The sequence below is a fragment of the Pirellula sp. SH-Sr6A genome, from assembly GCF_001610875.1.
Classification (GTDB): Bacteria; Planctomycetota; Planctomycetia; order Pirellulales; family Pirellulaceae; genus JBKCUI01.
The window spans coordinates 666,105-684,625 of record NZ_CP011272.1 but is presented as its reverse complement, the minus strand read 5'-3'; the positions used below and the strand labels follow the sequence as shown (position 1 = coordinate 684,625).

General features: G+C 54.9%; 14 protein-coding genes. 7 read left to right on the top strand and 7 right to left on the bottom strand.

Translation table 11 applies throughout. The features are described from left to right. The first annotated feature begins 25 nt into the window (after positions 1-25). The 5 genes from VN12_RS02485 to VN12_RS02465 all read left to right on the top strand — a co-directional run bounded on the left by VN12_RS02485 (position 26) and on the right by VN12_RS02465 (position 5,979). On the top strand, positions 26-238 hold the full coding sequence (locus VN12_RS02485; protein WP_146675351.1) for a hypothetical protein: 213 nt from the start codon (positions 26-28) through the stop codon (positions 236-238). An 83-nt stretch (positions 239-321) separates the two neighbouring features. Continuing rightward, positions 322-1,701: a BBP7 family outer membrane beta-barrel protein gene (locus VN12_RS02480; RefSeq protein ID WP_146675350.1), complete on the top strand. Its 1,380-nt coding sequence runs from the start codon at positions 322-324 to the stop codon at positions 1,699-1,701. A gap of 79 nt (positions 1,702-1,780) precedes the next feature. Then, the gene (locus VN12_RS02475) at positions 1,781-2,269 is read left to right on the top strand and encodes a hypothetical protein (RefSeq protein WP_146675349.1); all 489 of its coding nucleotides are present in this window, start codon (positions 1,781-1,783) and stop codon (positions 2,267-2,269) included. A 20-nt stretch (positions 2,270-2,289) separates the two neighbouring features. Next, the gene (gene flgK, locus VN12_RS02470; protein WP_146675348.1) at positions 2,290-3,987 is read left to right on the top strand and encodes a flagellar hook-associated protein FlgK; all 1,698 of its coding nucleotides are present in this window, start codon (positions 2,290-2,292) and stop codon (positions 3,985-3,987) included. Between the two features lie 3 nt (positions 3,988-3,990). Next, positions 3,991-5,979: a flagellin gene (locus tag VN12_RS02465; RefSeq protein ID WP_146675347.1), complete on the top strand. Its 1,989-nt coding sequence runs from the start codon at positions 3,991-3,993 to the stop codon at positions 5,977-5,979. Here the strand turns inward: VN12_RS02465 and VN12_RS02460 are convergent. The 7 genes from VN12_RS02460 to def form a co-directional block, all read right to left on the bottom strand. After that, the gene (locus tag VN12_RS02460; protein WP_256388154.1) at positions 5,956-7,014 is read right to left on the bottom strand and encodes a ferrochelatase; all 1,059 of its coding nucleotides are present in this window, start codon (positions 7,012-7,014) and stop codon (positions 5,956-5,958) included. The two genes, VN12_RS02465 and VN12_RS02460, sit on opposite strands and share 24 nt — an antisense overlap. A 209-nt stretch (positions 7,015-7,223) precedes the next feature. Then, positions 7,224-8,681, bottom strand: a complete 1,458-nt coding sequence (locus VN12_RS02455; protein WP_146675346.1) for a DUF1501 domain-containing protein — start codon at positions 8,679-8,681, stop codon at positions 7,224-7,226. A 63-nt stretch (positions 8,682-8,744) separates the two neighbouring features. Then, entirely contained in the window at positions 8,745-11,468 is a 2,724-nt protein-coding gene (locus VN12_RS02450) for a PSD1 and planctomycete cytochrome C domain-containing protein (protein ID WP_146675345.1), read from the bottom strand. A 182-nt stretch (positions 11,469-11,650) separates the two neighbouring features. Next, the gene (locus VN12_RS25625) at positions 11,651-13,852 is read right to left on the bottom strand and encodes a hypothetical protein (RefSeq protein WP_168164163.1); all 2,202 of its coding nucleotides are present in this window, start codon (positions 13,850-13,852) and stop codon (positions 11,651-11,653) included. Between the two features lie 77 nt (positions 13,853-13,929). Next, positions 13,930-14,676: a hypothetical protein gene (locus VN12_RS02440; RefSeq protein ID WP_146675344.1), complete on the bottom strand. Its 747-nt coding sequence runs from the start codon at positions 14,674-14,676 to the stop codon at positions 13,930-13,932. A gap of 32 nt (positions 14,677-14,708) precedes the next feature. Next, positions 14,709-15,587 (bottom strand): neutral zinc metallopeptidase, encoded by an 879-nt coding sequence (locus VN12_RS02435; RefSeq protein WP_146675343.1) that lies wholly within the window; start codon positions 15,585-15,587, stop codon positions 14,709-14,711. Between the two features lie 90 nt (positions 15,588-15,677). Next, positions 15,678-16,268, bottom strand: a complete 591-nt coding sequence (gene def / locus VN12_RS02430) for a peptide deformylase (protein WP_146675342.1) — start codon at positions 16,266-16,268, stop codon at positions 15,678-15,680. A 71-nt stretch (positions 16,269-16,339) separates the two neighbouring features. On the opposite strand from def, the gene VN12_RS02425 reads away from it, so the two are divergent. Together VN12_RS02425 and VN12_RS02420 are read left to right on the top strand one after the other, a co-directional pair. Further along, positions 16,340-17,482 carry a hypothetical protein gene (locus tag VN12_RS02425; protein ID WP_146675341.1) on the top strand — a complete coding sequence of 381 codons (1,143 nt, stop codon included), beginning with the start codon at positions 16,340-16,342 and terminating at the stop codon, positions 17,480-17,482. Next, on the top strand, positions 17,479-18,405 hold the full coding sequence (locus tag VN12_RS02420; RefSeq protein WP_240491296.1) for a MotA/TolQ/ExbB proton channel family protein: 927 nt from the start codon (positions 17,479-17,481) through the stop codon (positions 18,403-18,405). The genes VN12_RS02425 and VN12_RS02420 overlap by 4 nt, the downstream gene beginning before the upstream one ends. The last annotated feature ends 116 nt before the right edge of the window (positions 18,406-18,521 follow it).

Below are 18,521 nucleotides of genomic sequence, written 5' to 3'. Positions count from 1 at the left end.
TGGAGCTCGGACGCGAAGAGGGTAAATGCGAGTTCATCCTAGGATGCTGCGCGGTCTCGAAAAAGGGGAATGGATTCGATTTCAGCGCTCGGTGGGGCCGCCGCAAGATCTCCAGCCCGACATTCTAACGCTTCAACCGATCACATTCCCCCTCTTCGGGCGGTTTCTACCCCTGAAATCCCACGGATTGAGTCTGTTTGGTGGGATGGGGGGAATGGGCCGAGTTTGCGTGATGTAGCATTTTTGTCTTAGCTTCTGAGGATTCCGGCCGATCTGATTATTCGAACAATACGCAAGGCTCTGCTTAGCGAGAAGGAACAAATGAAAATCAATCGTAAGACCCTATCTTTGATTATTGCCTCTCTATGCGGAACGAGTGCGTCTGCGTATGCCGTAGGCCAAGACGTCCCGCAATCCTCCCCTCTCGCTAGCAGCGGTCGCATTGCAGACAACTCTGCTTCAGGCGAAGGGACCGTCGGTAGTGATCCTCGTATGGGGAACATCCGGTCGATGGAACCGTCCGTTCCATTCGCCCAAACGACGAACCATCCGGTCTCATTTCAGCCAGCTGAATTTCATGTTCCTGGCACTCTCGCCAGCCATCATGCCAGCAGTTCGCGAAGTTGCGAATCGGGCTCCGGATGCGAGTCGATGGCTAGCTGTGGTGATTTGGGAACCAGCTGGGTCGAAACCGAAGCGATCCTATGGTGGGGCAAGGGCTTTACCAACACACCATTGATCATGTCGGGCAACACTCCTGGCGGTCTCCCAGTCAACGTGCTGAGCGGTGGCGAAGACAATCCAGTCGGCAACGAAATGTTCGCCGGCATGCGTGTCACCGCTGGCAAGTGGCTCGATTGCGACAAGAACTATGGTCTGCAAGGCCGCGTTTATGGTCTCTTCGGAAGTGAAACGTCTCAAACGTTTGGCAACACCGGAGTTTCCAACGGTGTCGCTTACTTCGACGTGAACGCAGGACCATCCTTTTACTTGGTCAACCTGGACGCATCGCCCAACGGTGCGAACACCGGTACCATCACCGAATCGACCGACCTCAACTTCATCGGGGCGGACGCGTCGCTTCGCACATTGATGATCGGCGACTCCGCTCACCGCATCGATCTTCTAACCGGCTACACGTTCATGCGACTCGATAGCGGATACACGCTGGAGACCTCGGTAACCGATGGAATTACGAATCCGATCCAGAATGGTACCGTGATCGTAACCCGCGATAACTTTGGGACCAAAAACACGTTCCATGGGGGGCACATCGGATTTGCAAGCGATCTGACATCGGGTCGCTTCACCATGAGTCTCCTCGGGAAAGTCGCGTTGGGGAACATGGAGCAGAGAACCCAAACCTCAGGCTTCTACAGCGAAACGCCTCCCAACTCTCCGGCTGCTACCGAAGATCGTGGGCTCTTTGCTCAACCGCAAAACAGCGGAACAACCAGCCGCGATCGATTCACCTTCCTTCCTGAAGCAGGTGCGAAGCTGAAGTATCGACTGGGACGAGGTCAAATCGGTGTCGGATACACTCTGCTCGTGATGCCAAACGTTGCATTGGCTGCAGACCAAATCGATACCACCATCGACTTCGCCAATATCAATGGAGTCATGAGCCGACCGCTCCCGAGATTCCAAACCGATACCTACTTCCTGCATGGCCTGGATCTGGGATACACGGTCCAGTTCTAACTGAACGCGAACAGTAAACGAAAGGCCCGCGAGGGCCTTTCGGCCATTCTCGATCTCGTACTAAGAACACTGGATTCTCATGGTTCCAACGCTTCTTCACCAAATCGGACTGTGGCTGGATCGGTTTTCGGACGCCCTCCATCTGTGGGAGTCCAAACTGCAGGAGGTCGAAAAGGCGTACCTGCAATCCGATCTGGACTCCATGGCACTCGCCTGCACCGAAGCGGAATTGATCCACCTCGAGATCGCGGATTGCAAACGCGAAAGGCAAGAGCTACTGGATCAGGCGGCCGCGATGGGCCTTCATGCTCGCAATTTCAAAGAACTGTCCCGCCATATGGACGCCCAATGGCCAGCGCTTTGGACCCATCGCATCTCCCAATTGGAGCTGCAACTGAACCGAATCCAAAGACTGAGCATCACACTATGGATGAGCGCGTACCAGAGCAAGTCGCTGGTATCGGAAATGCTTCTCGTGCTGGCCACCGGTCGCGCTGATACCGCTACCTACGCACCTGGAGAAGCGCGGAGCATGGAAGGTGGATTCTTGATGAACGAAGCCGCCTAATCCCTTAGGATCATTCTACGATGAGTCTATTCAGCGCGATCCAAGGTTCTGCCAATGCACTTCGGGTGAATCAACTCGGTCTGCAAGTCGTCGGCAATAACATTGCCAACGTCAATACGCCTGGATATGTCCGCCAGGATCTCGTCGTCGCTCCCGCCCTGGGATACCGAGCTGGCGATTTGATTATCGGCCAGGGCGTCCAAGCTGTCGCGGTCGAACAAAAACTCGACAACTTTGTTCTCGAACGACTGCGACAGACGCAAAGTCAACTTAGCTATCAGGAAGTCCTCGAGTCAGCCAACGGCGAACTCGAATCATTTTTGAACGAGCTGACCGGGAACGATATCTCGACCCGGATGAGCAACCTCTCCTCCGCCTTTCAAGAGGTCGCGAATCAACCCGGAAGTGAATCGATCCGCGCCTTGGCGATCCAGCGTGGGCAAGAACTCGCGTCGCAGCTCCGATCCGTCTCCGATAGCGTGACCAAAGCGTCGCTCCGCAATCGGGATGAAGTAGGACAGGCCGTTCAACAAATCAACCGATTGGTGGATTCCATTGCCAAGCTAAATCTACGGATCGTAGAAATGGAAGGAGGCTCGATGTCCGATGCCGTCGGCCTGCGCGACGAACGACTCAAAGCGATGGACGAACTCTCCAACTACGTCGACATCACGACGCAAGAGCAACCTAACGGTGCGGTCACCGTGTTTGTCGGAGGGGACTATTTGGTCACCGATGCCATCCCTCGCAAAGTCAAAGCCGAATTGGTGGACGATGGCGAATTCTCGAATCTTGAGTTGCGGTTCGAAGACACCGACGCGCGTGTCAACGTATCAGGTGGAAAGATTCGCGGATTGTACGAAGCGGCCCAGATGGCAACCAGCCAAGGATTTCTCGGCAAATTGGACTCGCTGACCCGGGACATCATTCACGTTGTGAACCGAATCCACTCGCAAGGCCAAGGGTCCCAAGGATTTCGAAGTCTCCAGAGCGAGGTCATCGTTAACAAGACCGATGTACCATTGGAAGTTTCCAACCCTGACTTCAATATCGAGAACGGCTCGTTCACGATCACGCTGACCGACCGACGAACCAGTAGTTCCACCACTTACGAAATCCCTGTTCGCCAGCAGGGAATGACGACCGATACCACACCCGAACAGCTCGCGGCAGCCATCGACTCGATCGTAGGGCTATCCGCTTCCGTTACCAATAATGGTCGATTCGAAATCCGCTCCGAATCCGAAGCGTTAACGTTCAGCTTCTCGAACGACACCAGTGGTGCTCTGGCATCCCTGGGAATCAACACGTTCTTTACTGGAGATACCGCCAGTACCATTCAAGTCCGCTCGGAGATTACCCAAGACCCGACCAAGCTCGCGATCAGTACCAGCGGTGTCGGAAACGGTGCAGCGAACGCCATTCGATTGGCGGAAGCCTTCAATAGTCCCTCCTCCCTCTTGGGCGGTCGCAGCCTGAACGGTATCTATGATGCGATCATTTCGGATACCACCCGCGAGATCAATACTCAAAAAGGGATCGCCGATGGACTCCGTAACTTTCAACAGACTCTCGAGTCCAAGCACCTGGGGATCTCCGGGGTGAATCTCGATGAAGAAGCGGTCAAGATGATGCTCTTTCAGAGAGCTTTTCAAGCGCAATCGCGTCTCGTGTCGGTCGCTTCCGACCTCCTCGAAACTCTCGTTAACATCATCTAAACCATGCTAAGCTCCTTTTATCCCGTCGTAGCTGGACGAACTAGCGATGCCGCCAATCGCTATCGATCTCTCTATCAGGTCCAGATGGGAAAGATGGGACTTCAGGACTTGGAGTCGCAGCTCAGCAGCGGTATGCGTTACACGCTTCCGAGCCAAGATCCAACGTCTGCACTTCGGGTCATCAGTTTGCAACGTGAGCTCGAATTCCGAGATCAGACGATCAAGAATCTCGACTCTTCACAAAGTTACCTCAACGCAACGGAAGCAAACCTTTCGAATATCCAAGACCTTATGACGGAGCTTCGCGGCTTGGGTGTCGAAGCATCGACGAACGTTGCAGGCGTGGAGGAACGAACCGGCTGGATCAACCAGATCGAGGCTTCCATCACGCGATTGCAATCCTTGGCCAACGCAAAGCATATTGACCGCTACCTCTTTTCCGGTGGGTTGGTTGGGACTCCGACAGTGACGAATAGTCGCGAAGGAATCCAGTACAACGGAAACGATATGAGTTTGCTCACTCTGACCGACAGCGGTGACTATCTGGCACATAACGTGACCGGCCAAAAGGCATTAGGCCTCCTCTCCGATGCGATGATCGGACGCAACGATTTGAATCCCATTGCAACGGAAACAACTCGCATCGCCGATCTGAATCATGGGCAAGGCATCGCTCCGGGGGCAATCCGTCTGTCCGATGGCGTGAATCAAGTTACGATCGACCTCGCCAAGTCCGAGTTCGTCGGAGATATTCTCGATCGCGTCAACGGTAACGTTTCGTTGAACGGCCGAGAAGTGTCGGCGACCTTGGTCAACGGGAGGTTGGCGTTCCAGTATGCCGATGGAGACCCAGGAATCCTACGGATCCAAGAAGTTGCAACGGGACGGACCGCGAGCGACTTGGGGGTGGTTACGAACGAGCCCGCTCCGACATTACCGATTATCGGCCGACCCCTCGAACCCGCCATTCGATTGACGACCAAGCTTTCTCAATTGAACGATGGCGCAGGGTTGCCATGGGGTGATGGGCTTCGAATTTCGCAGGGTGGCAGGAATTTTGATGTCTTGTTCACCGGCGCTGAAACAATCGAAGACGCTATCAATCTGATCCATCGCTCGGAGGCTCCCGTCATCGCTTCCATTTCGCCCGACGGACGAGGGCTTCAGATCAAATCTCGGATCAGCGGAACCGACTTTTCGATCGGGGAATTGAATGGGAATCTGGCAGAATCACTGGGACTGCGCACCTTCCACGGTCAAACCCGAATCTCCGAGCTGAACTACGGCCAAGGAATGGAGACGATCCAAGGTGCGGATCTGATCATTCGCCGCAATGACGGAACCGAACTCGGGGTTGATCTAGACAATGCAACGACCATTCAGGACGTTCTCGATACGATCAACAACCATGTGGACAATCAAGTGATCGAGACCCGGATCACCGCTTCCCTAGCTTCCACCGGAAATGGAATTGTGCTGACGTCCGCCATACCGAGCGTCCCTTTGGATCCTGACCCAGGACCGATCCGGATCCGCTCGGCGGGAGGCAGCCAAGCTGCTTCGGTGCTGGGCTTAGTTCCGCGTGGCCAATCGGAGTCAACCGCACAACTGGTGGGGTCGGAGTTCGTCTACACAGGTTCCGATCCTAACCCACAAGAAGTTCGAGGAATCTTCAATTCCCTGACTCGTCTCCGGGACGCGATCGACCATCAAGATTTAGCCGAGATCGCGAGATCCGTCCAACTCATGGACCAAGACTTGGAAAGGCTTAGCCTCAGTCGAGGTTCTCTAGGTGTCGAGCAGCAACGCATCGATAACTTGAAAGCGATCAAAGAAGAATCTCGAGTCGCTCTGAAAGCGGACGAATCGAACCAGATCGAAGCGGATATGGTTTCGGTCATTTCGCAGTTGAATGCTCGGCAAGTCTCGTACGAAGCCAGTCTTCGACTATTGGCGAGCGCCAATCAGCTATCGCTTTTCAACTACTTGTGATGGACTTGGCATAGGTCGAGCTGTCTGTGGGTAGAGACAGCAGTTCGCTGGACAAAGATCGTGACTTGGCCCATAAGTGCCAACAAACGGCCTCGCCGTACCAGTCGCCAGTCGCTCTTCGATCAAGTCGACGATCATCGAAACGAACTCTGGGTGAATACCCACGGAATGGGCGCGCACAAATCCGATCCCTTTTTCCTTGCAAAGTTGTGCTGCCTCTTCATCTAAATCGTAGAGGACCTCCATGTGATCGGAAATAAACCCGAGCGGTACAAGAACCACGCTTTGGAGGCCTTCCTCGTTGGCGAGTTGCTCGATTCGGTCACACACATCGGGCTCGAGCCAAGGTTGCTGAGGAGGCCCAGAGCGACTTTGGAACACCAGCTCCCAATTTCCGTGCCCCACGGCCTCGGAAACTAGTCGAGCCGCTTCACGCAACTGTTCCACATACCGAGAGTATTGCGACATTCCCATTGGAATACTGTGGGCGCAATAAAGCAATTTGGTCGTGGCGAGCTCGGGTGCAGGGATTTGTTCCAAACCTGCACGGACACAGTCTGCTTGGGCGGCGATGAACTTGGGATGGTTGAATCCCATACGCACCTTCTCGACCAAAGGGGCATTCTCTCCGACCGCAGTCTGAGCATCGGCGATGTTTTCGCGATATTGTCGGCAGCCGCTATAGCAGCTAAACATCGATGTGAAAAAGGCGATCGCCCTTTTCTTTCCCTCGTTTGCCATCTCGCGAAGCGTGTCGGGCAGCAGGGGATGCCAATTGCGGTTACCCCAGTAAATGGGCAAATCGATGCCGCGCGCTTGGCACTCCCCGCGTATCGCCTTCAAAAGATCACGGCATTGCTGATTGATCGGGCTGATGCCACCAAAGTGTCTATAGTGATCCGCTACCTCCAGCATGCGTTCCTTCGGGACATTCTTACCGCGGAGAACATTTTCCAGAAACGGTATCACATCATCCATCCCTTCCGGCCCCCCGAAGGAGACGAGAAGAATCGAATCAATGGGGACGGCGTCCAGAGAGGGCAACGGCCCGGTCGGAGCGGCGGGACGGGTCGGTACTGGCGGGGCAGAAGCGTCGGACAACTCAATTCTCCAAGCAATCGTGGCTACAAACTGGGGACACCGAAGGATACCCGAATATCGGTCGATTTAGTATGCCACGCGATCAAGTCCCCAAAGGTCTGAGGAGCCAGGCGCTTCGGGGCTGAGATTTCTCGCAGGAGAGGTCAGGCCAGGATTTCTTGGATGACTCGCGCACTGGGGTTTTCGACCAACGATAGTTTTTGCGCTCCCACTTCGAAATGAAGCGACTGGGCGTCGAGCCCAAATCGATCGAGAACGGTGGTGAGCCAATCGTGATGGGTGACGAGGTCCTTTACCGCATAGTGCGAGAACTCGTCGGTCTCTCCATGCACGTATCCGCTCTTGATTCCAGCACCGGCGACCCACATGCTAAAACCGTATGTGTTATGGTCGCGGCCCACTTTCTTGAGTTCGGTGTCCCCGACTGGGACTTGGATGGTCGGCAGTCGGCCCATCTCTCCGCCCCAGTGAACCAACGTGCTGTCGAGCAAACCCCGCTGCTTCAAATCCTTTACCAACGCCGCAGCTGGTTGATCGATCTCCCGACATCGTGCGGGAAGTTCGGTGGCGATCGACGAATGGTGGTCCCAGGATTGACCATTATTAAAGATCTGCACGAAACGTACCCCTCGTTCCACCAGCCGACGGGCGATCAAACAACGTGTTCCGTAGTCGCGGGTCGTGTCGTTGTTTATTCCATACATTTCCAAAGTCTCGGCTGTTTCCCCAGAAATGTCGAACGCTTCTCGCGCTGACAATTGCATCTTGGCCGCGAGCTGGTAGCTGGCGATCCGAGCCTCCAAATCATGATTGCCAGGGTACTGTTCCAAGTGTTGACGGTTGAACTCCTCTAGAAACCGCAATTGCTCAACCTGAGCCGCACCTCGCAGATGGGGGGGAGGATTCAAGTTGAACATGCGAGGCTCGGTCGGTCGAACCACCGTCCCTTGGTAGATGGATGGCAACCCACCGTTGGTCCAGCTGTCACCGCCACAGATGGGCAATCCAGAGGGATGCGTCAATGCGACATAAGCCGGCAGCTCCTGAGTTTCACTTCCGAGGGCATAGCTTAACCAGCTACCTAACGTGGCCCGTCCTCCCACAATCCCTCCCGTGTTCATGGCAAAGAACCCAGGGAAATGATTGTTCACCGCCGAATGCATGGAGCGAATCAAGGTGATATCGTCGGCGATGCCAGCGGTGTGGGGGAGGAGCTCCGAAATCTCCATGCCGCACTCCCCACGCGGTTTGAACTCCCATCGAGGGGCCATGATCTGACGGCTTGCTTGCGCAGCGTTATCAAAACGAATATCCCCTTCGAATTGCTGCCCGTCCCGTTTGACCAGCTCTGGCTTAGGATCGAACAGATCGATCTGGCTGGGGCCTCCCATCATAAACATGGAGATCATCGCTTTCGCCTTGGCGGGCCGCGGCGGCTGCTTGGGCGATAGATCGTATACAGGTTTCTCCAACGGAGGTTTCTTGAGCGCTCCCTCTTGTGCGAGCAAACCATCCTGTTCGAGCAACATGGCGGCAGCCACCGAACCCAATCCGTATGCTGAGGATTGTAGCCAATGGCGCCGTGAACAAAGTTTTCCCATGCCAGAACTCGTGATTCGGGTGTGGGGCGTATGATTGACTGGATTGCGCATCGATAAAGTCCCCTACTCCAAATACAAGAATCGATTGGAAGCGATCAACATCTGACAAAGGCTGGCGAGCCCCCGACGGTCCGGTGCATCCGGTTGTTCAGCGATTTTCTTTTGCCACTTCTCGTCGGTGTCTTTTCGGAACAAGTCGCTCTGGTGCAGAACGAACTCAAGGCATCCCGCCAACTCCGTCGGCTTGGGAGCCACACCTAGGGCCAGCTCAAAAGCCGTTTGAGCGCGAGCCTCTGGAGCCCCCCCCTCCGACCAAATACGCTCGGACATCTGCTCGGCTGCTTGGACCACCCAAGCGTCATTCATCAATAGAAGCGCCTGCGGTGTCACGGTCGAAACCGTTCTTTGCTGGCAATTCGGTTTCATTTCAGGAAAATCGAACGTTTGCAACAAACTCAATTGCATCGATCGCTGCGAGCTTAAATAGATACTGCGACGTTTGCCGTTTTCACCTGGATCCTTGATTCCCGCGAACAACCCATCCCGGAGAATACGCGATCCAATCACGGCCTTCCCTTCGTCGTCTTCTGCCACCGGAATGCTCGGCCCACCCAGCTCCGGATTCAATTGCCCGCTGACTGCGAGAACGGCGTCGCGAACCGCTTCCGCATCCAATCGTCGAAGGGACATGCGAGCCAGAAAACGATTCTCTGGGTCGTCGTGCCAGCTGTCGCGAGCGGGTGCGACACCCCCCGGTGCATCCTGCGGGTGCGCTGACGCCTGCCGAAAGGTTTGGGAGTGAACGATTTGACGGTGCAACCATTTGAGGCTCCAACCATGGGCCATGAACTCATAGGCTAAGTAATCGAGCAATTCGGGATGCGTAGGAGGTTGTCCATTCAAACCGAAATCACCCGGCGACCGAACCAATCCTGCACCGAAGTGGTGCATCCACACTCGATTGACAATCACGCGCGCAACAAGCGGATGATTGCCATCGGTCAACATCTCCGCGTACGCGAGCCTTCGTTTCTCCCCTGATATCGTTCTGCTTGCGTCGGCAGGTCGGTTTTGCAAGAGGACCTCCAGTTCGCTGGGTTCCACTTCTTGCTGCGGCGACTCCGGGTTGCCGCGGAAAAAGACGTGACTCTTCACGCTCTTGTCCCGGTCCTGCGCAGACATGACCAATCGAGCGAGCGGTTTGCTATCCCGGATCTCTTGGACTTTCTTTTCCTCTTCTTGGAATTTGCGGTGAGAAGGGCCATCGTATTCCACCAATTGACCGACAATCCAATCGACCGTTCGAACCTTGGGGTACGACTCCAGGAGAGCTTTTTGTTCCGGAGTCTGATCCTTAGCCGCTGTTTGAACGGCCGTTCGTAGCGTCTCGCGGACTTCCTCGGGAGCTGCGTTGATTTCTCGATCTTGAATGGTCTGGCAATGAGCTCTGCGACGCGCGTTAATGTCTTCTTGCAATGCTACCGCTTGCTCCTCAATCTTCGCTCTTTCGGATTTGGTCGCATCGTTGGTGAGATCGATCAGACGCTGCGTGGGTGCCTTCCATTGATGAAGCGGTAACGCCGGGTCAAAAATCGCTCGCAGCTTGTAATAGTCAGCGATAGAAATGGGATCGTAGCGATGGTCGTGACATTGGGCACACGCCACAGTCAGGCCCAAAACCGATGAGGTCACAGTCTGAATCGTGTCGGCGACGGTCTGATTTCGATTGAGAATCGTGTTCTCGGTTTCGGAAAGATCGGGAGCCATCTGCAAGAATCCCGTTGCTGCCATCAATCGGGCATGCTCGTCATTGTTGGGATCGATCGTTCCCTCCACCATCTGATCTCCGGCGATCTGCTCCCTCAAAAACTGACTGTACGGGAGATCTCGATTCAACGCGTCAACCACATAATCGCGATACCTCCAAGCATGCGGTCTGGCTCGATCACCCAAAATCTGACCATCGCTTTCCGCATATCCGGCCACATCGAGCCAGTGCCTGCCCCATCGCACGCCATAATTCGGCGATGCCAATAAGCGATCGACCACCTTCGCGTATGCCTCGTCACTTTCGTCCGCTAAAAAGCTTTGTAGCTCCTCACGGGTCGGAGGGAGTCCGGTCAAGTTGAAACTCAATCGCCGAAGCAGCACATGGCGGTCTGCAGGAGGAGCAAGTTGGAAGCCGTTTGCTTCCGCTGTTCGGGATACCCATTGATCAATCCCCTGCGCCACGATTCGTTGCGCCGAAGCTTCATCGCCCGACGCGGGGGCCATCGATTCCGGACGACGAATGGGTTGAAAAGCCCAGTGGCTTAGCTCTTCGTCGGTGAATCGAACATCTTTGGGATTCTCGGGTTCTGGGCGTCGAGTCTTCGCCCCTCCCTGCAACCACTCTCGTATCAACTCCTTCTCGTTGGTCGTCAGCTTCTTGGGGCCCGGCGGCATCTCATCGGCGAGGATGCGTTGCAGAAGCAGCGATTCTGCCGGATTACTCACATCGATCGCAGGCCCGGATTCTCCCCCCTGCTGCATGAGGCGAACCAGTCGCAGATCCAGTTCCCCACCCTTCTCCGCTTCTTCACCATGGCAAAGGAAGCAATGGGCTTTGAGGATTGGCCGAACTTGCTTTTCGAAAACGAGACTGGCAGGGGGATCGTTCGATTGGGCTTCCGTCGCGACGACTGGCTTTTGCGATTCCTGTTGGGACAAACCAGGGATTGGAAAAGTGCCCAGCGCGGAGACGAAAAACGAGACGAACAACAAGTGCCTTGTTGCAATACGTGCCATCGGAGGGACCTTGAAAGGCGGGGCAGGGAAGGCGGGGGGGAGGGCGTAGGTCAAATCAATCTTCAGTCAGCAAGGGGCGAGCCCCCTACGAGAGGCTCGCCACCACACAACTCTATTCTAAACCAAAATCACGGCCCTTGGTGAGGGATGCGCGATCGAAACAAGTCGGAATTTCCGGCTGACTACTCCGCTTGGGTGTAAACCGAACGTGTCACCGTTTCGCCATTGCTCCCGATCGAGGTGGTGCTGGAGATCTCGCCCAACGCCTCGACCGTACTCCAAAGACTCAAAAGATCGTTTGCAGTGAGTGTGTACTCTTGGAGCATCGGATCTGGTGCGTCGAGGAGAGACGCGTCCGTATCGGGAATGGTTTGGGTGAACGCGTAGCGCGCCCAAGGCCGAAACATCGCGAAGAGTTTTCCAAAGTGAACGTAAGACGCATTCGCAAGTGGCTTCGAAGCGTCGATCACACCCTTTCCAACGGCTAACGAAGTCGATTTCGCGAGGGTTTCGGTCTGCACGTCGGAATACGAGATGATGAGGTAACCGTCGTGGATCAAGGCTTGGGGCATCATGGTCTTCGGAACCGGGCAGTCCTCGGGAATGGGATAGCCGTACTTTTCTCCTACCGTGGAGGCAACCTCGGTCGGTCGTGGAACGCGGTAGTCGCTCGGAATCGCGTCGGGATTTGTTTCTCGAGCGAGTGCGACAACCTCATCGAAGACATCAAAGACCTCCAGAAAACCTTCCTTCAATTTTTCCGAATCGGTAACCTTCGTGATGGTGGCTATCTCGGGCAATGGAAGGGGAACATCGGACGGTGGCATATCCTGCATCCACTGTTTCGCAGCCAGATTGCCATAGGAGAGAACCAAACCGCTTTCACCATCGAGGGATGGAGCAAACGAGTTCTCCCAAGCGTTGGAGAGGCGAACCACCAACGGCCAAGCCTTGTCGAGGGCTTCTTTTGATTCCCGAAGCTTCGCTTGGTCGTCTCCCTCCAAAAGCTCGAGCTCCACGAATTGATCCAAGTACTTTTTCCCTTTGGACACAATCGTTTTCACCAGTTCAAAGTGCTCGGGGTGCTTTTGGACACGCGTCACGACCATCACGATGGGAGAGCCACCGACATGGTTCAACCCGCTCAATGCTGCGGTTCCATCGAGCAAGAGGTTCTTGGTCCGTGTATGTGTGACTTGCTCCCAACCCTTAGGCGTAAGGAAAGAATAGGAGGTCGCTCCTTTGGATGGCGGAATCAGTTTCGCCATTTCCGTGTCGAGCCACGCCAGATCGCTTCGAACGTCCTTCAAAATATTCGCAATCCCAGGGGATTCGCTTTGGATTCGTTCGAGCTGCATCGTTACCGCCGCGAAGTTCTTGGTGAAGAGATCCTTCACCTGGGCCTCGTAGTTTGCCATGGCAAATGCATCGGAAACATAACTGATCGAAGTGATGGGATTGGAGCCAGCATTGCGAACGGGGCTCAAATCGGGATGGCTGGCCAAGCTTTCGGCCTTCCCCAGATTGAGAAGATCTTTGCTGCGTTCCGAGAAGGCAACGATGAAGTACTTGTCGAGCGTTCCGATCGTCAGCGCCACCGTTCTCGAAGCGAGCGCTTTTTGAAGTTGTGCCTTGGTCTCTTCGTCGAACCCTTCATTGGTGGGGATGGTGTCCCACGGAATCTGCTTGCCACTTAGTTCAACGGTCAATCGGGAACCGCGATCGTCGTCGACTCGTTTGACAAATCGTCCAAAGGGGGCCGTCTCCGGGTTGAATTGAGTTCCCAGTTGGATGAGCGCTTCCAGCTGATCCACCTTGGTCATCGCCAAATCTTCGTCATCGCACTTGGCGCCCATCACCATCGTAGGAATTTGAACGCTTTCGATGCGGCTCACCCAAATCTTGAATAGTTTCTTTGCTGTTTCTTCTGGTGGTGCATCGGGTTGTTCGGCAAGTTTACGGATTTCATCGTTGAGCTCCCCGCTTACCTTGAGCCAGGCTGAAAGATTTTTGTCGATGAAGAAGAACGATTCCTCGGATGCGAGTTTCGACATGAATTCGATGGCGTCTTTTGCGTTGGGGTTCTCCAACACCATGCGTGCGGTCGCCATTTGACCATCGCGTTCATTCCATTGGGAAAGAAACGTCTTCCAGTTTTCTTGCACCACGGGCAAGCTCAAAAACTTCTTTGCAACCGGGCCATTGACGAATGCCTGCCATTGTTGCGATTGCTTGTACGAGCCTACATAGAGATCCGCGTCTCGCGGGACAAATCGAAGAGAGGTATTCTCGGCGAATTCTTGGGCATGCGAGTGGGTCGCGCCCACCGCCATCGCACTTTGTGCGATCAATCCACAAGCCAACCATTTTTGCAGTCCACGCATGAGCGACACTCCTTTTTCTAAGTGGGTAGAACAGATCTAGATGAGAGGAAGAGAATTGTAGGGCTAAGTGAGGGTGGTCAGAGATCGAATTCGTCGAGCTCTCGAACCAACGAATCGATGTTCGGAAAGTCCTCATCCATCTTGGAAACCACCGGCGTGTTTGTCTTGGCCGCGGGAGGGGCTACGGAAAAGGCACCTATTGGCGCGGCGGGGGGGATCTGACTCGGTTCCCTTTGTGGAGTCAAGACAGATTGCACGACCCGAACGGCTGGATTGTCCAACTCCTGCGTCGGAGTCGGAACCGCTGTCGTTTTTACTCCTGCTCCTCCGCGCGCACCAGGAGCAAGTGACTGAAGCTGAAATACTGGAGTGGACAGGGATGACAGCAATCCTCGGAGCTCTCGAACCCCCGCGTCGATCGACCGCTGGAGATCGAGGTGCATGTAGTAAACTCGCTTTGAAGAAGGAGTTTCACGAAGCAATGCCAGCGTGGGAGGGGACTCGGATTGCGATGGCTCCATCGCGATCGCGATTTTCGGACCCCCTCCAACCGGGATGAGATCGATTGGTACGATTCCTAGTCGCTGCAAGTGCTCGGCGACGGATTCTGCAGACTGCCACGACAACAAAAGAAAACCACCCTTGAATCCCTCCAAACAAAGTTGATCGGTCGAGTCACGCGGGATGGTTCCCAAATCGGCGATCAGGGTCGCATCGAGTCGCTCTTCGAAAAGGAGTCGCGTGATCCAGGTTTCCTCGTGCTCCGAGTGGGCCCCTGATCGTCGGGGGTGCTGGCAGAGTACAACAGGCAGGCGAACGGCCATAGATTGCTCGGTAAGGCGATCGGGATAAGGGATTACAGGGATCCGTACGAGGTTTCAAAAAGCTTCATCATCCCTTGGAGATCCCCGGTCTCAATCCCTTTTCTAAGATAGTTGACCCGCTGTTCGGACGTACCGTGTGTGAAGGATTCTTCGGAGACGTAGCCTTTGGCTCGTTTTTGTAGGAAGTCATCGCCGATGCGACTGGCTGCATGGAGGGCCTCCTCCAAGTCACCTTTTTCCAAGATCCGTTTGTTCATCTGGGCGTGATGCACCCATACGCCAGCCAAATAATCCGCTTGCAATTCGAGGCGAACGCTGAGTTGATTGGCTTCTTCTTTACTCCCCCGAGCTTCCAACTGCCGAACCTTGTTCGAAATACCAAGCTGGTTTTGAACGTGGTGAGCGACTTCGTGGGCGATGACATAGGCCATGGCGAAATCACCCGGTGCTCCCAGCTCGTTTTTGAGCTGTCGAAAGAAATCAAAATCCAAATAGACGTTATTGTCCCCGGGGCAATAGAAGGGTCCGACTTGCGAGGAAGCGACGCCGCAAGCCGATCGAACAGCACCGGTGAAGAGGACGAGCTTGGGCTCCTGATAGCGTGCCCCCAACTGTTCCTTAAAGAGTTTGTTCCACACATCCTCGGTATCTTTCATGACGACCGAGACGAACCGCTTCAGATCGGCATCTTTGTCCGATTCGGGTGAGAGCGGGGGCGCTGTATTGTCTTGGAATGCAGGTCGGTCGCCGGCTTGCTCGATGATCTGCTGCGGATTGGCTCCGAGCAACATGAGGATAATCAGCAGGACCACCGATCCGAGACCTCCACCCAATGCCATCCCGCCGGCAGGCAATGCCATGCCCCTACGGTCTTCGATATTGCTCGATTCTTCCCGGCCTTCCCATCGCATAGTTGTACTCTCACAATTGGCCACTATTGGCAAATGAATTGGAACATCGCAATATAGCAGAAGTTGTCGGCGATGCGACTTACGATGGGCCTAGCAGTATTTGCTTTCCCATTGGGTGCGTTCTTCCGCAAGTTCACCATCGTTGGGAATCTGATGGAGTTCGCGCCCCTCGATGAAACGGCGCTCCAGTTTAGCGATATCCTCGATCAGAGGGCGAAGGGTTTCGTCCGCCAATCGGTCGATGAAGAGCATGCCGTCGAGATGATCGAGTTCATGCTGAATGATTCGAGCGAGAAACCCATCGACTTCTCCTGCGATCTCGTTGCCGGAGAGATCATACGCATTGACCTGCAAGGATTTACTGCGCTTGACCTGCGCGTTGATGCCGGGGAGCGACAGGCATCCCTCTTCGGCTTCGACACTCCCTTTTGGTTTGTTGATCACCGGATTGATGAATACCATCTCCTGATCTTTTTCATCGGGATCCCCGGTCGGATTCGCGATGAAAACTCGGATGGGCAAGTTCACTTGGTTGGCGGCTAGACCAACGCCTTTGAACTCATACATGATTTCGAACATCTGCTCGATCAGATCTTTAAACTGAGCATCCACCCGTTGAATCGGTTTCGAGCGGTGCCGAAGGATCGGATGCGGATAAGTGACGAGCTGTAGTTTCGACATACGGTGTAGTGAAAGGAGTTAGGATCAGGTAGGCTAAAGATTGTTTTCGGAATCGGCCAACTCGTAAACCTATGATGCTCCGAGTTTCACCTTTCTTTTTGAGTTTCCTCGTCGCCTTGGCGGGGATCCCTTTCCGCGGGTCTGACGCACGGGCTCAAGAATCCACGAGTCCCAAAAATCAAGTTTTGGAGTCGCGGGGGGAAGATTCTACGGCTCTCGATTCCAGCGAGTTGTACCGTCAAGCCGTTGCTCGTTTCCAAGGACCGAGCACCATTCATCGTATCGAATCGCTCGACTCGTCGCTGAAACAGTGGAATTCTCCAGACGTGACGGTCGAAAACGCCGTGGTGCTCGATTGGAACGACAAAGATCTCATCGTCGTGCGACGCGATTCGTTAGATAAAGTCGTTCTGCCCTCTCCCAATGTCGTGCGAATCGAACCGAAATGGGAAAATGACCTTGCCGCGACCCTACACGCTGACTTTATGGCCGGCCGGTTCGCGGACGCGATCGCGAAGGGAGGGCGTCTGCTAGGGCAGAAATCGGAGCAACCGGGAACCCCGCGCTGGCAACAACGGGTCTTGATCGCCGAGCTGGTAGAGTGCTCTATCGCCATGAATCGTTGGGAAAGGGCTTGTTTGCTATACGCAGCCTTGGCAAAGGACCAGCCTCCTCCGCTGCTCCTGACTGCTATGCCAATTCCTTGGACAGCGACTTCGGCGGAGATCAAGGACCGCGCGAAAGTGCAGGAACTGGCGGTGGGATGGCTCGAGGACGCTCGGCCCCCGTTACAACTGATGGGTGCGGCGTGGCTGCTCGATTCGGATCGACGCGATGAGGCGGTAAGAACCCTGCAACGCCTATCGCAGTCTCCTGATAAAAGTGTCCTCGGAAACTACGCCGCGGCACAGCTTTGGAAAACGTACGCGCCCAAAGAGCTCTCCGCCGAGCGACTAGGGCAATGGACCGGACTTCGCGATTCGATGCCTCTCCCCTTTCAAGCCGGTCCCACTTTTTTGATGGCAGAGAAACTATTGCGATCTGGGGATTCGCCAAGAGCATTGGAGGAGTTCCTCCGCGTCGGCATTTTGCATCCCGAAAAGCCTTATCTCGCTAAGCCGGCTCTCGCTCAAGCCCAACAATTAGTACAATCCACCAACCGATCGCAAGACGCAGAACGCATCCAAGACCTAAGCAGGAAATTAGGACCGTGAATTTCAAACCGCAGCCATCTCTTTCGTCTAGTTCCTTGCTGCGGTTTGTATTCCTTCTGCGCTGGGGCACCTATGTCTTGGCTGCCTTGACAGTGCTGCTGTGTGTGTTGGTATTCAAAACGCCTCTCTTCGGACAAACGTCAGCGACCGCCACGAATCCCCCCTCCACGAATCTCCCAACCGGGGCGACGCCAGCTAGCAACGCTCCGACTCCAGCGGGTGCAAGTTCTCCGTCCAAGCCCAATGCGGCCGACGACAGCTTGATGGAGATCATCTTCAGCGGCGGGATCATGGGAATCACGATCATGGTGATCCTGATCGTTCTTTCGGTCGTTTCGGTCTATCTCGTCGTCGATCAAGCGCTCGGGCTTCGTCGCAAGGATTTGATTCCTGCCGATTTAACGGAATCCGTTCGAACACTGCTCGCGCAAGGGAAACTGAAAGAGGCCGATCAACTTTGTCGCGAACGACCTTGTCCCCTGTCGTTTGTCTTGCTTAACGGGATTGCTGAAATCGAATTCGGGTGGCCCGCCGTGGAAAAAGCGTTGGAGGACTCGACGGCCGAGCAAGCCGCTCGCTTGTATCGCAAGCTCGAGTACTTGACCGTCATCGGAAACTTAGCACCCATGCTCGGGTTGCTCGGCACGGTCACAGGGATGATTCTCGCGTTTCGGGAAGTCGCTATTTCCGCAGGTTCGGCTGGGGCTGCAGATTTGGCGAGCGGTATTTACTCCGCGCTGGTGACGACTGTCGCGGGACTCTCCATTGCGATTCCCGCGATGGGGGCCTTTGCTATTTTTAGAAACAAGATCGATGAGATCATCTCGGAGCTTGCCTACTCCGCCCAGCATGTATTCGCGTCGGTGCGACGCCGGTTGCCAGGTGCGGCCCCTCGACCTGTTTCGCCTCCTCGCGCCCCCTGATTCGATGCCGATCTTTTCGGTTCAATCGTTGCAAACCCACCTTTTCTCTTTTTTTGAAGTGGTGCAGGGGCTCAAGTCGATGTCGACGATGTGAAATTGTCGACCTGCTGCATGGA

Excerpts from the sequence above, each read along its gene's own strand:
- def (WP_146675342.1), bottom strand. The coding sequence starts at position 16,268 with ATGTCGAAACTACAGCTCGTCACTTATCCGCATCCGATCCTTCGGCAC.
- flgK (WP_146675348.1), top strand. The coding sequence starts at position 2,290 with ATGAGTCTATTCAGCGCGATCCAAGGTTCTGCCAATGCACTTCGGGTG.
- VN12_RS02455 (WP_146675346.1), bottom strand. The coding sequence starts at position 8,681 with ATGGGAAAACTTTGTTCACGGCGCCATTGGCTACAATCCTCAGCATAC.
- VN12_RS25625 (WP_168164163.1), bottom strand. The coding sequence starts at position 13,852 with ATGCGTGGACTGCAAAAATGGTTGGCTTGTGGATTGATCGCACAAAGT.
- VN12_RS02475 (WP_146675349.1), top strand. The coding sequence starts at position 1,781 with ATGGTTCCAACGCTTCTTCACCAAATCGGACTGTGGCTGGATCGGTTT.
- VN12_RS02480 (WP_146675350.1), top strand. The coding sequence starts at position 322 with ATGAAAATCAATCGTAAGACCCTATCTTTGATTATTGCCTCTCTATGC.
- VN12_RS02450 (WP_146675345.1), bottom strand. The coding sequence starts at position 11,468 with ATGGCACGTATTGCAACAAGGCACTTGTTGTTCGTCTCGTTTTTCGTC.
- VN12_RS02435 (WP_146675343.1), bottom strand. The coding sequence starts at position 15,587 with ATGCGATGGGAAGGCCGGGAAGAATCGAGCAATATCGAAGACCGTAGG.
- VN12_RS02485 (WP_146675351.1), top strand. The coding sequence starts at position 26 with ATGCGAGTTCATCCTAGGATGCTGCGCGGTCTCGAAAAAGGGGAATGG.
- VN12_RS02425 (WP_146675341.1), top strand. The coding sequence starts at position 16,340 with ATGATGCTCCGAGTTTCACCTTTCTTTTTGAGTTTCCTCGTCGCCTTG.
- VN12_RS02440 (WP_146675344.1), bottom strand. The coding sequence starts at position 14,676 with ATGGCCGTTCGCCTGCCTGTTGTACTCTGCCAGCACCCCCGACGATCA.
- VN12_RS02465 (WP_146675347.1), top strand. The coding sequence starts at position 3,991 with ATGCTAAGCTCCTTTTATCCCGTCGTAGCTGGACGAACTAGCGATGCC.